Below are 13,185 nucleotides of genomic sequence, written 5' to 3' on the forward strand. Positions count from 1 at the left end.
CTCCCACAGGCTAAAGGGTGTCACGCGGCCCGTCAGGAGCCGCGCTTGTCGCTGCGTCGGGTGGCCCAGTTGCCGAAGCTCTGGAAGGCCTGGACGATGATGATGAGCAGCACCACGGTCATGACCATGATGTCCGTCTGATAGCGGTTGTACCCATACATGATGGCCAGCTTGCCCAGACCGCCGCCGCCCACCGCGCCGGACATGGCCGAATATCCCAGGATGGTGATGGCCGACACGGCGCTGCCGTTGATGAGCGAAGGCAGGGCCTCGGGCAGCAGCACCTTGCTGATGATCTGCCAGGTGGACGCGCCCATGCTCTGGGCGGCCTCCACCACGCCGCCGTCCACCTCCAGCAGGGAGGACTCCACCAGACGGGCCACGAAGGGCGCGGCCGCCAGCACCAGGGGCACCACGGTGGCGTTGTTGCCGATGGTGGTCCCCACCAGGAAGCGGGTGAAGGGGATGACCGCGATCATGAGGATGAGGAACGGAAAGGAGCGGGTGAGATTGACCACCACGTCCAGCACCCCGTACACGAGGGCATTGGGCCGGATGCCGTCCTTGCGGCAGATGACCAGCACCACCCCCATGACCAGACCGAAGACGTAGGAAAAGAAGGTCGCCACCAGCGTCATGTAGAGGGTGTCCCACACGCCCACGAGCAGCATCTCGACGGTTTGCTGGTCAATCATTGCGCATCTCCTCCAGCAGGATGTTGTGGGCGCGGGCATAGGCCATGATGCGGGTGCGCGAGGCCTCGCGATCAGGCAGCTGCAGCACCATCTGGCCGAAGGCCACGCCGTTGATGTCGCGCGTATCGGCGTACATGATGTTCACCGGGCAGCCGCATTCCAGCACCATATTGGCGATGACCGGCTCAAAGGAGGAACGTCCGTTGAAGATGAGCCGGTACATGTGCTCGCCCGGCGCTTTCTGCAGGGCCTCGGGCAGGACGAGCCGCCGGGCGGCCTCCGTCTTCGGATGGAAGAAGACGTCCTCCACCAGGCCCTGTTCCTCGATGACGCCCCGGCTGATGATGGCCACATGGCTGCATATCTTTTCGATGACGCTCATCTCGTGGGTGATGACCACGGCGGTGATGCCCAGCTGGGCGTTGATGTCCTTGATGAGGGCCAGGATGGAGTCCGTGGTGGCGGGGTCGAGGGCCGAGGTGGCCTCGTCGCAGAGCAGCACGCGCGGATTGGTGGCCAGGGCGCGGGCGATGGCCACGCGCTGCTTCTGCCCCCCGGAAAGCTGCGAGGGATAGGAGCCCATGCGGTTGGCAAGGCCCACCAGTTCCAGCAGTTCCTGCGCGCGCCGGCGGGCCTCCGCGCGGGGCGTGCCCACGAGTTCCAGCGGGAAGCAGACGTTTTGCAGGGCCGTACGCTGCATGAGCAGGTTGAACTGCTGGAAGATCATGCCCATGGAGCGGCGCGCCGCGCGCAGTTCCGCTTCCGGCAGGCGGCAAAGATCCTTGCCGTCAAAAAGCACGCTGCCGCCCGTGGGGCGCTCCAGCATGTTGATGCAGCGTACCAGCGTGGACTTGCCCGCCCCGCTCTGCCCGATGATGCCGAAAATATCGCCCTTGCCGATATCAAGATTGATGCCGCGCAGGGCATAGACTTCCGCATTCTTGCCGGAAAAACGCTTTTCCAGCCCGACTATCCGAATAATTGGCTCATCGGCCATAGCACCTCCCCGCGCGCGGCACTTCCCGTGCGTCGGCGCAGCCCGCACGCCGGGCGGCTGCACGCGGACGCCATGCCGCGTCCCGCCCTGCAGAGACGGGATGCGGACGGCCGCGCCTGCGGCCATCCGGTACGCTTCCTTCAAAGTGGAACCGCTCTAGCATATTTTCCGCCGGGCGCAAAGAGGGCACGTCCCCGTTCCCCGGCGGCTCCCCGAGACGGCAAACGGGAGGGCCGCCCCGCAGGGCCTCCCTCCCGCCATATGGTGTGAAACGCAACGCGTTTCACACGGAAAATGCTCTACTGGCCGGCGCCGCAGCAGCGCTTGTATTTCTTGCCGCTGCCGCAGGGGCAAAGGTCGTTGCGGCCCACCTGCTGCCGCGCGCGTGCGGGACGGGCCTTGGGCGGCTCCACCTCGCTGCCGCCGGAATAGGAAAGGTTCCGCTCCTCTTCCTTGTGATGCAGGGGCGGCTCCTCTTCGCGGCTCTCCGGCTGCACATGGACCCGCGTCAGGGTGCGGAACACCGCTTCGCGGATCTGGAACAACATGTTCTGGAAGATCTCGAAGCCCTCGCGCTTGTACTCCAGCTTGGGGTCCTTCTGTCCGTAGCCGCGCAGGCCGATGCCGTCGCGCAGGGCGTCCATGTTGCGCAGGTGTTCCTTCCAGCAGCGGTCGAGCTCTTCCAGCAGGAAATACCGCAGGATGGGCTGATACATGGACTGCGCCTCTTCCCGCAGCTGGGCGAAGATCTCCCCGATCTTCTCCTCGCAGACCTCGCGTTCCGGCAGGGGCGAGCCCGGCTCCATGACCCGGCCGAGGTTGAAGACGTCCGCCAGACGGGCCATGACCGTCTGGCGCGCCTCGTCCATCTGATCGGCGGGCACCCGGTCGAGCTGACCATAGGCGTCGTCCAGCACGTCGCCGCGGAATTCGGCCACCACGGGCTCCATGTCCGCCTCGGTCATGATGTCGCGCCGCAGGCTGTAAATGACCTCGCGCTGCTGGTTCATGACGTTGTCGTAGTCCAGCAGGGTCTTGCGGATCTCGAAGTGATGCGCTTCCACACGCTTCTGCGCGCCTTCCACCGCACGGGTGACCATGCGGTTCTCGATGGCTTCGCCGTCCTTGAGGCCCAGCTTTTCCATGAGCCCGGCGATGCGGTCCGAGCCGAAAAGCCGCATGAGGTCGTCTTCCAGCGAGAGGTAGAAACGGGACGAACCCGGGTCGCCCTGACGCCCGGAGCGGCCGCGCAGCTGATTGTCGATGCGGCGGCTCTCGTGCCGTTCGGTGCCCAGGATGTGCAGACCGCCCAGTTCGCGCACGCCCTCGCCGAGGATGATGTCCGTACCGCGGCCGGCCATGTTGGTGGCGATGGTCACCTTGCCCTTCTGCCCGGCCTGAGCCACGATCTCGGCCTCGCGCTCATGCTGCTTGGCGTTGAGCACGTTGTGCGGGATGCCCATGCGCTTGAGGTGGGCGGAGAGCATCTCCGAGGTCTCGATGGAGATGGTGCCCACCAGCACGGGCTGGCCCGTCTTGTGCAGCTCGCGGATGGACTCGAGGATGGCCTCGTACTTCTCCTTGCGGCTGCGGTAGATAAGGTCGGGGTAGTCCTTGCGGATCATGGGCCGGTTGGGCGGGATGGAGACCACCTCCAGACCGTAGATCTGCTGGAATTCCACGGCTTCGGTGTCCGCCGTGCCGGTCATGCCCGACAGCTTGTCGTACAGACGGAAATAGTTCTGGAAGGTGATGGCGGCCAGGGTCTGGTTCTCGGCGGCCACGGTGACGCCTTCCTTGGCTTCCAGCGCCTGATGCAGACCGTCGGAATAGCGGCGGCCTTCCATGGGACGGCCGGTGAATTCGTCCACGATGACCACCTGGCCGTCCACGACCATATAGTCCTTGTCGCGCTTGAAGATGTGATGCGCCTTGAGGGACTGGAGGATGCCGTGCTGGGCCGTGACGTTGACCGGATCGAAGAGGTTGTCCAATTTAAGGAGCTCTTCGCAGCGGATGACGCCCTCTTCGGTGAGCATGGCGGTGCGGGCCTTTTCGTCCACGGTGTAGTGCTCCGGCCCGAGCTGGCGCACCACCCCGTCCATGACGCGATAGGCGCTCACGTCCTCGTCCGAGGGGCCGGAGATGATGAGCGGCGTGCGCGCCTCGTCGATGAGGATGGAGTCCACCTCGTCCACGATGGCGAAGCTGTGCCCGCGCTGCACGAGCTGCTCGGCATAAAACTTCATGTTGTCGCGCAGATAGTCGAAGCCGAATTCGTTGTTGGTGCCGTAGGTGATGTCCGCGGCGTAAGCGGCCTTGCGTTCCTCGTCGTCCAGACCGTGCACGATGATGCCGGTGCTCAGGCCGAGGAAACCGTAGAGCTTGCCCATCCACTCGGCGTCGCGGCGGGCCAGATAGTCGTTGACCGTCACCACATGCACGCCCTTGCCGGACAACGCATTGAGCGCCACGGCCAGCGTGGCCACAAGGGTCTTGCCCTCGCCGGTCTTCATTTCGGCGATCTTGCCCTTGTGCAGGACCATGCCGCCGATGAGCTGCACGTCATAGTGGCGCATGCCCAGCACGCGGCGCGAGGCCTCCCGCACCAGAGCAAAAACCTCGGGCAGCAGATCGTCCAGCGTCTTTTCCCCGGCCTGCACGGCCTGCCGGCACTCGCCCATGCGCCGGGCAAAGTCCTCGTCGGCCAGGGCCTGCATATCGGGTTCAAGCGCATTGATGCGCGCCACCAGCGGGCGCAGCCGCCGCAGATAGCGCTCGTTCTTGCTGCCGAAGATTTTTTTGAAGATATATCCGAACATCGGGACTCCTGGGATGCGCGGCCGCATGCGTGCGGCCGAAAGGGAATGGGTTCACGGAGAGGGGCGCGCCCCGGCCTGTCCCCATAGTATAGGCAGGCTTTGCCGTTTGGCAATGCCGTAAATCTTTGCAGAAAAAGGAAAGCGGCGCTAATGTCCCTTCCCGCCGTGCCGATAAGAGGAAAGGAACTGACGGGTTGCGGCGATCCGCTCTAGGCAGGCGGCAGCTCTTCCTTGATGACGGCCTCGGCCTTGATGCGGTCCAGCAATTCCGCGAAAACGGCTTTCACGTTCTCGCGGATGTCGCCGGCCACCACGAGGAAAAGCAGATCGTCCCCGGGGCGGAGCTCGCCCTCGGCGGCTTCCGCCAGGATGGCGAAGATGCCGGGACGGCCTTCCATCTCGCGGCGGATGGCTTCCATCCGTTCGCGGTCGGGACGGACGATGACCCGCCCGACGGCCGCATGTTCCTTGCGGGACCAGCCCCGCACGACGCCGTTGTGCACCAGCATCATGCCTACATGATCGCTGAAGCCGGGGCGCTGTTTCAGTTCCTGGAGCGTTTTGGTGATGTCCATAAGTCGAGCTCTCCTGTTGTGCGCGGGACGGATGTCCTGACGCAGCAGTCTACATGTATCGCCGCCCGGCATAAAGGATTTTTTCATGGCCAATCTGTCGCAGCTTCTCAATCGTCTGCCCGATATCCCTGTGGTCCGCATGAGCACCATGGGGCATGCCGTCTGGGTGTGCTGGCAAAAGACCCCGCCCGCGGCCGTCAATCAGACGCTGCTCAACTACGGCGGCATGCTGCTGACCGAAGAGGGCGACCAGGCGCTGTGGTTCTTCTTTACCGATGACGCCTTCCTTGCGCTGGCGCGCCTTTCCGTCTGGGGCAACTTCAACGAATTGTCCGTCGCCATCGAGATCTTCCCCGGCCGCCTGCAGTTCGGCGCGCGCCGGGAGATGAACCTCTGGGTGGACGGCAAGCTGGCCGCCCAGTCGATGATGGTGCGCGAGAATCTGGAAGTCTGGGTGCACCCCAAGAGCCGCGAGGGCAAGAACACCCTGCCCGGCATCGACTTTGAAAAGGCCGCGCCCCGTCAGGGCGTCGCCCAGCTGGATTGGGCGCTGCTCAAGGCGGACGTGCGCATGCCCTATACGTCCACCCAGTCGTGGTTCGCCATCCTGCACCCGCTGGGCAGCCCGCTGGACAAGGAATACCAGACCGGCTGGCCCGCCATGTTCGAGCGGCTGGAGAGCCTCTTCCAGGAACACAAGATGCGCTTCATCGTCCACGAGACCTTCGTCATGGTCGCCGTGGAGAACCTGCTCATGCTGCGCACCTTCCTGCGGGACTATCTGCAGACCTTCGACCGCGAAAGCGACCAGAAGGCCCCCTGCTGGCCCTGCGTCTGCGTGGTGACGGACCGCAAGAACTTCAACTTCAATAACGATCTGCCCAAGAAAGTCGGCTTGAAGTGGGACAGCCTCATGCCCGACTTTCCTTACCTGAGCTACCGCAACGCCTATCTGCTGGGCGAGGGCTTCACCATCCGCGACATCGCCTTTTCCGGCGATCAGTCGAGCATCGACAGCTGGTGCAACATCATCCTTGACGAGAACAGCGTCAGCCATCGTTCCATACCGCTGCTCATGGCCGGCCATCTGGCTGCCAGCGGGACTTCCGACGCCGGCTGCTTCTACTGCGGCATTCGCACCCACACCGCGGCCCAGTGCCCCACCCGCACCTACGCCCCCAGCCGTCCCCAGATCTGGGACGAGCTGGCCGCGCTGGACCTGGACACCATCAACGAGGGCTTCCGCCAGATAGAACATGTGCTGGTCGCCAAGGGCCTGAACGGCTACAGCGAACTGCTGGCGACTCCCGGGCCCACCGCCACCCTCCTGCAGGCGGTGCTCGATCTCAACGGGGCCGGCCAGCTGCGCAACGTGCCCCGGCAGTGGCTCTACCGCATGCGCGACGTGGACGAGGACGAGACCGTCCAGCGCGACGACAGCCCGGCCTGGGATTTCCTCGACAAGCTGACCCAGACGCCGCCGGAAGGCCTCCTTTCGCTGGAAAAGGCCATCAACGACTCCATCACGCGGCATTCGCGCGATCCCCGGCTGCGGACGGTGCTGGGCTTTTTGCAGGTGGAACGCGGCGACTACGCCCATGCGCCCCAGTCCTTCCGGGAGGCCGCCAGTCTCACCCCCTCGCCCGCTCTGCAGGCCTGGAACGAATATCTGCAGGGCCGCCTGCACGAGGAGCTCGGCCACTACGCCCAGGCCCTCGAACAGTACGCGCAGGTGCTGCGCCTCATGCCGCAGTGGCATGATCTGCGCTATCGGGAGATCGTCTGCAAGGTGAAGATGGGCTTCGGCGAGCAGGTGCTCGACCAGATCGCCAGGCTGGTCAAGGAAGAGCCGGCCTTCTTCAACCGCATCCTCATCGACCCGGCCCTGGAGCGCGGCCGCCTGCTCATCCTGTCCTCGCTCTATGATCTCTGGGACGCCGCCCACAGCCGCGCCCTGGATGAGACCGGACGCATCAACGAAATGGAGGAACGCCTCGGCCAGTGGTTCGAGGAAGACCACCCCGTCCATATCAAACTCGGCAAGCGCATCACCCAGCTCAAGCACATGAGCGAGGTCAAGAACTACACGGCCTTCCTGCGCGTGGTCGAGGAAACGCCGCCCCTGGAAAAGGAACTCGACGAGTGCATACAGCACGAAGTGGACGACTTGCGCGAACGCTACAAGGGCTATCTGGAACGCCTGCAGGAAGTGCGCGACGAGGCCTCGTGGTTCCCCTTCCCCTCGGCGCTCAAGGAATTCAGTCAGGAATTCAACGAGTGCGCGGGCATCATCAACTGGGCCTTCGCCTGCAACTTCAATGACGCCGCCACCTTCAAGCGCGCCCAGAGCACGACGCCGCGCCTCAACCAGCTGCTGCGCGACCTGCGCAAGCGCCTCAAGTTCCTGCGCATGGTGCGTGACGTCACCCTCTTCGTCATGACCATGGGCAAGACCTTCCTCTGGGTCGAGCTGGTGGGCCTGCTGCTCTGCTTCCTCGGCGTGCCCGCGGTGGTGCTCTGGGGCCAGCATTTCTACATGGGCTGGCTGCGCGACCTCATCGGCGAGAACCAGTGGGGCATCCAGAAGGTGCTGGTCTTCATCATCTCGGTCATCGCCCTCGGCGTCGCCGCGCTGCGCTCCACCCTGGTCTTTGACTCCAAGCGGGAAAAGCTGCTCAACGAGGCCCGCGAACAACGCGAAAAGGCCCAGCAGATGCGCCTTGACCGCATCCGCCGCCAGCGCCAGATGGAAGCGGAGAACGCCCGCCGCATGCAGGAGGCCGAAGCCGAACGCCAGCGGCAGGAAGAACTTCGCCGCCGCATGGAAGACAACTAGGGCTGTTCACACTCTTCGCTGCCTGTTTTTTGGGGGGAAGGGAAACCCCTCCGCCAGCGCGGGAGAGGGTTTCCCTTCCCCCCAAGCCCCCCATCCTTTCCCCAGCGCGCTTTCACCGGGAAAGGGTCAGGAACACGAGGCGACCCAGCTCCAAAGGCAAGCGAAGCGTACAGAGTTTATTGACTTTATCTATTGAAATTGTTTTTAAAATTTGTGTTAGCACGTCCTAGGCCCCGCCCCAACGATCCCGACCGCCTGCCACCCGGCAGGCGGTTTTCTTTTGGACCGGGCGGCGCTATGCCGCCGTCCCGGGTGTTGCTTTTTTTCATGCCCCCCTCATTCGCCGTCCGTGTCTTTTCCCAGTTTTTCACTCGGAAAAGTCTTGACTTTCTTCTTAGGAATAGTTACTAATGAATCAACAAGGAGGCACACCATGTCGAGCCTGAAGGATTTTGCCTTGTACGATATATCGTGGAACCTGTCGCCGGAACATGCCGTGACCATGTATCTGGAATGGGGCAACAACGACTGGCATGCGGAATATCCGCCGGTGCGTTCCAAGGAAGACGTGTCCTACTACTTCGTGGTGGACAACTGGGGTGAAAAACCCGTGGTACGCCTTGTGCGCCGCAACTCCGAAAATGCGGAAGATTTGATCTCCGTACCGCTGCCCGACGCCCTTCTGGAAGATTTTCAGGCTGTGCACGGCACCTGCCGGGGCATCAGCGAACCGACGCCCGCCATCAAGAACTGGCTGCGTCACGAAATGGGCCAATAACCTCCCGGCGGATCCCCCCTTTTTCCGTCGGAGATAGCATACCCTCCCACTCCTCGCGGCATGACGCATGCCGTTGCATCACACCATCTGCCTCGCGAAAAGGGCTCGTCGACGGACGAGCCCTTTTCCTTACCGCTCCGCACCGTCTGTCATCCGCCATGCGGATCAGGCTGGACATCATGCCAACTTTCGGAAAGAATGAAATTTTTTTAGCCTTGTTTACGGCCGGCACTTCTGTTAGGCTCCGCCCCCCCATGCGCGCTCTCCGCAAGCGGCAGCGGCTTTCCGCAGGACACGGCCATGGAACAGATCCGACACGCGGCCCATGCCGCAAGGGCAGTGCCTGCGATGACGCCAGCCCAAATGACGGCCCCGCCACAGGCAAGCGATGCGTACAGCCCAAGGCTGCCGCGTGCCGCAGCGGATACGCACCAGACGTACAGGAGGTCCACCATGCTCTCGAAGGAAGCCCGCGCCGGTCTGCGGCGCTGGAAAAACATCACGCTTGCCGCGCTTTTCGCCGGACTGCTTGGCAGCGCCATACCGCTTCTCCCCTTGCAGACCGCCACAGTAGAGGCCAGTGAACTGCGCATCGTCCCCCGTCCAGACGGATCGCCGCTTTTTGCACTGCACTTCTTCGATGCGGGTGAACGGTACGGGAACTATGAGGATCCGGACATGCCGGGGTACTCCCCCTGGCAGCTCAGCAAGGCGCAGAAAGATGCCGTGACCCGGGCCGCCGCCCTCTGGGCGGAGGTACTCGGCCCCGGCAGCCGCAACACCGCCCCCATCCCCATCACTGTGGGCACCTATCTTTTTGAGAACGCCGATGCCTCAAGCGAACCCAACGGCAACCCCGGTTCCGGCGATCACTTTTTCCCCACCGGCGTGCAGGATGCCATCATCAACGGCAACGCTCCCGATTCGCCGGGGATCATCCGTATCGGCAAGCTCGATTTTGCCATCCAGGAAAACCTTTCGCCTCTGCCCACCGTCAACGGCTTCAATCTCGTCGCGACGCTCTATCACGAGATCGGCCATGCCCTCGGAGTGTCGTCTCTGGCTTCGGTCATGGACAGCAAATATCTGAGCACATGGGATGCGCACCTCAGGGATCAGTACGGCACCTGGCTCAGGCCGGGCATGAGCATCGTCAAGCCGGGCCAGGGTACGCCGGGTACGGACTTCATCGTGGGGGACGAAGCCCAGAGCGGCGTCACCTTCCAGGGGGAGCATGTGGCCGAAGTCATGGGAGCCGGTGCGGGCCTGCCCATCAACGGCTACGAGGGCGATGATCCCGAGCTCTCGCACATCGAGCTCGAGCACAGCCTCATGAGCCACCAGAACTACCGCAATTACACCACCTTCATGGAGGCCGAGCTGGCCGCCCTGCAGGATATGGGCTATGCCATCGATCGCCGGAACTTCTTCGGCTTTTCCGTCTACGGCGATGGCGGGACCATCATCAACCACAACGGCTACTTTGCCCGCAATGCCGCCGGGGATGCCTATCTGACGGGACAGGCCAATACGGCCACCCTGGGCGTCGGCCTGCACATCTACGGCAAGGACAACGACGTGACCCAGGCCGCCGACCTGCTGGCCGACGGCGTCGCGGGGACCGGCATACGCGTGGACGGCAGCGGCAATACCCTGCGCATAGCCTCCGGGGTGCGCGTGAGCGCCAACGGTCTGGGCGGCACCGGCCTGCTGGTGGCCTACGGCAAGGAACAGAACATCATCAGCGGCGGGAACATCGAGGCCAACGGCGCAGGCGGCGTGGCCGTCCGTTTTGACTTCGGACACAACCTGCTCGGTGATGCCACGGAATACCGCGGCTCCTGGATCTGGACGGCGGATGGACGGCAGCAGTCCATCGCCCACGGCAACCTCGATCACAGCGGTCTGCCCCTCAATCTCGACGGGGCGCTGGTCTCGACCTTCGACGTGAGCGGCAGCCTGAGCGGCAGCGCGGCCGCCATCTACATTTCGGAAAACGCCCTCGTCGAACGCATCAACATCCTTTCCGGGGCCTCCATCACCGGCGACATCATTTCCGACTGGGACCCTCAGAATCCCGATATCCAGTACACCGGCTCTCGTGACGACCTGCACACCGCACTGACCTTCGGTCTTGCGCCGCAGGCTGACGGCAGCGCCGGCGTCAACCCGGATGCCGCCTTCACCATGACCCTCAACGGCGGCGTTTACGGGCCGGACAGCATCGACATGACCCTCAGCGCGGGCCGCCTTTCCGTCACCGGGCCGCTGAGCGTCTACAGTCTTGCCAACTCCGGCTATCTGGCCCTTGGCGGCATGACGCCCGACGGCACGGCCGCCGACGTCGCCACCACCTTCGTCAACGGCCCCGACGCCACACTGGAGACCGCCGTCATGGCTGACGGCAGCGTGGCCGGCATCGAGGCCGAAACGGCCACTCTGGCCGGCAACTGGACGTTGCGTCCCCTGCGGGACTTCTACGCCGGCAATGCCGTCATCACCCCGCAAGCGCCGGTGGAAGCCGACACCATCAACGGCGGCTTCTCGTCGGTCAGCCTCGTCGCCGGCCAGTCGCCCACGCTGGACTTCAGCCTGCGCGACCCCGACCCCTCCCGTCCGCAGCTGTACGTCTCCCGCCCCGGCGATGCCTACAGCCGCTATGCCGACACCACCGGCACGGCCTCGCTGGGGCACGCGCTGCACGGCATCGCCAATGTGGCGCAAGGCGACATGCGGCAGCTGCTCGCCGCCATCGACTGGACGCCCCGCGACGGCAGCGGCGTGCGCCGGGCCCTGCATCAGCTCGGCCCGGAAGCCTACGATGCTTCCGCCCGCGCCTCACTGGGGCAGCAGAGCGAGTTCACCGTCCTGCTCCTGCGGCGCATGCTGGCAGGCGAACAGGCCCGGCAGGCGGCGCGTGCCGCCGGCAGCGTGCAGGACTCCCCGGAGGCGGGCCTCTGGCAGGCCTGGGCAACGCCCTACGGCGCTGCCTCCTGGCAGGGCGATCACGGCGGCGCTTCCGGCTGGAACAGCGCCGGCGTGGGCCTGCTGGCCGGGATGGACCGCCATTTCGACTCCGGCCTGAGCCTTGGTTTCCATCTGGCGCTGGCTGCCCGCCGCACCACCATCAACGGCGCGCACGACGCCAGCGCCGACACCCAGTCCGCCCTTGCGGGCCTGCAGGGCCTGCTGGCCCCCGAACAGTGGGACGGCTTCTATCTCACGGCGCAAGCCCGCCTCGGCATGGAACAGGGCGAAATGGACCGTAACGTCAACATCGGCGATGCCTACCTTCGCCACAACGAAAGCCGCTGGACGGGCCTCACCGGCAGCGCCATGCTGGGCGGCGGCAAGGACTGGAGCCGGCAGTTTGAAAGCGGCTCCCTCAGTGCCGGGCCGCTGGGCTGGCTGGAATACGCCTTCCTGCGCCGCCCCGGCTTCACGGAAGAGGACGGGCAGGCCAGCCGCTTGCGTGTGGACGACAGTCTGTACGATTCCCTGCTGCTCTCCCTGGGCGCGCATGCCGGCTGGAACGTCGCGCTGGAAAACGGTTCGACCCTGGGGCTGGATATGCTTGCCGCCTGGCGGCATGAGCTGCTGGACGGCACCTTCCGCACCACGGCGGCCTTTCAGGGCTATGGCCCCTACCGTTTCGATTCCGCCACCGAACTGGTGGGACGTGACGCCCTGCTCCTGCAGGGCAGTCTGCGCCTGCGGCATGCCAACAGCTTCTTCACGCAGGTCGATGTGGGTGGGGAGTTTTTCCGTCCGGAAGCCACGGCCGTCAATGCCGGTCTCAGCTTCGGCTGGGAATTCTGATCTCTGTTGCCGTCACGGCGTTTTCTTGGGGGGAGCGATCCCCCCTTTTTTTGTTTTGCCGCTGGGCAGAGGCTTCAGCCCGGCGGATGGAGAAGGGGTCTCTTCCTTTTTTTGTTTTTGCCCCGCTGGATGGCGGCTTCAGCCCGGTATCCGGGCGGGGTCGCCTGCGCGGCGGGCGGCAGGGGATAAGGGGCCTGGGCGGCCCCTTACCCCCTACGACCCCCAACCCCGCCTTGGGACAGCCAACCCTGACGAACATCCGGCAAGCGACAGGCTTCTCCTGCTCTCCTCCCTGCCGCGCGCCATAAGGCATCGCCCTCCCGCTGTCCCGCGCTCACACGGGACGAGCGTCCGGGCGGCGTCGGAGCTTCCGCGCCTCCGGCGCGGCGATCTCCTCCGCGCCATGACGCGCTTACGACGGCAAACAGGATGATGGAATACGCATGCGCTGGAGGACGTCGCTCCGATAAGGAGTTGGGACAAAAAGCTGCCCCCTTCCGAGTCGTCGCAAAGACTTACAGCCAGCGAGAACAGTAAGAGAAAAACTTCTCGCAGGTGTTCTCAAATGCGGCTCAACTGAAAGAAAAGTGGCTTTTTTGTTTTTGCCCCGCTGGATGGCGGCTTCTGCCCGGTGTCCGGGCGGGGTCGCCTCCCGGCGGGGGG

General features: G+C 64.4%; 7 protein-coding genes. 3 read left to right on the forward strand and 4 right to left on the reverse strand.

The window, feature by feature from the left end; all coding sequences use genetic code 11:
- Window positions 1-32: 32 nt before the first annotated feature.
- From Q0K12_RS04845 to Q0K12_RS04860, 4 genes are all read right to left on the reverse strand, one after another.
- A complete protein-coding gene (locus Q0K12_RS04845; RefSeq protein ID WP_297260637.1) occupies window positions 33-695 on the reverse strand; it encodes a methionine ABC transporter permease in 663 nt (220 codons plus the stop codon).
- A complete protein-coding gene (locus tag Q0K12_RS04850) occupies window positions 688-1,692 on the reverse strand; it encodes an ATP-binding cassette domain-containing protein (RefSeq protein ID WP_297260638.1) in 1,005 nt (334 codons plus the stop codon). Before Q0K12_RS04850 ends, Q0K12_RS04845 begins: the two co-directional genes overlap by 8 nt.
- Window positions 1,693-1,991: 299 nt before the next feature.
- Window positions 1,992-4,514 (reverse strand): preprotein translocase subunit SecA, encoded by a 2,523-nt coding sequence (gene secA, locus Q0K12_RS04855; RefSeq protein ID WP_297260639.1) that lies wholly within the window; start codon window positions 4,512-4,514, stop codon window positions 1,992-1,994.
- 209 nt (window positions 4,515-4,723) lie between these two features.
- Window positions 4,724-5,089, reverse strand: coding sequence for a molybdenum cofactor biosynthesis protein MoaE (locus Q0K12_RS04860; protein WP_297260640.1), 366 nt, complete (start codon window positions 5,087-5,089; stop codon window positions 4,724-4,726).
- An 85-nt stretch (window positions 5,090-5,174) separates the two neighbouring features.
- Here Q0K12_RS04860 and Q0K12_RS04865 point away from each other — a divergent pair, with 85 nt between their 5' ends.
- The 3 genes from Q0K12_RS04865 to Q0K12_RS04875 all read left to right on the forward strand — a co-directional run bounded on the left by Q0K12_RS04865 (window position 5,175) and on the right by Q0K12_RS04875 (window position 12,522).
- Window positions 5,175-7,925 (forward strand): hypothetical protein, encoded by a 2,751-nt coding sequence (locus Q0K12_RS04865; RefSeq protein WP_297260641.1) that lies wholly within the window; start codon window positions 5,175-5,177, stop codon window positions 7,923-7,925.
- A gap of 433 nt (window positions 7,926-8,358) precedes the next feature.
- Window positions 8,359-8,703 (forward strand): DVU0772 family protein, encoded by a 345-nt coding sequence (locus tag Q0K12_RS04870; RefSeq protein ID WP_297260642.1) that lies wholly within the window; start codon window positions 8,359-8,361, stop codon window positions 8,701-8,703.
- A 453-nt stretch (window positions 8,704-9,156) separates the two neighbouring features.
- Window positions 9,157-12,522 (forward strand): autotransporter outer membrane beta-barrel domain-containing protein, encoded by a 3,366-nt coding sequence (locus tag Q0K12_RS04875; RefSeq protein ID WP_297260643.1) that lies wholly within the window; start codon window positions 9,157-9,159, stop codon window positions 12,520-12,522.
- Window positions 12,523-13,185: the final 663 nt, after the last annotated feature.

It is taken from the genome of uncultured Desulfovibrio sp. (assembly GCF_944324525.1).
Classification (GTDB): domain Bacteria; phylum Desulfobacterota; class Desulfovibrionia; order Desulfovibrionales; family Desulfovibrionaceae; genus Desulfovibrio.

Excerpts from the sequence above, each read along its gene's own strand:
- Q0K12_RS04845 (WP_297260637.1), bottom strand. The coding sequence starts at position 695 with ATGATTGACCAGCAAACCGTCGAGATGCTGCTCGTGGGCGTGTGGGAC.
- Q0K12_RS04850 (WP_297260638.1), bottom strand. The coding sequence starts at position 1,692 with ATGGCCGATGAGCCAATTATTCGGATAGTCGGGCTGGAAAAGCGTTTT.
- secA (WP_297260639.1), bottom strand. The coding sequence starts at position 4,514 with ATGTTCGGATATATCTTCAAAAAAATCTTCGGCAGCAAGAACGAGCGC.
- Q0K12_RS04860 (WP_297260640.1), bottom strand. The coding sequence starts at position 5,089 with ATGGACATCACCAAAACGCTCCAGGAACTGAAACAGCGCCCCGGCTTC.
- Q0K12_RS04865 (WP_297260641.1), top strand. The coding sequence starts at position 5,175 with ATGGCCAATCTGTCGCAGCTTCTCAATCGTCTGCCCGATATCCCTGTG.
- Q0K12_RS04870 (WP_297260642.1), top strand. The coding sequence starts at position 8,359 with ATGTCGAGCCTGAAGGATTTTGCCTTGTACGATATATCGTGGAACCTG.
- Q0K12_RS04875 (WP_297260643.1), top strand. The coding sequence starts at position 9,157 with ATGCTCTCGAAGGAAGCCCGCGCCGGTCTGCGGCGCTGGAAAAACATC.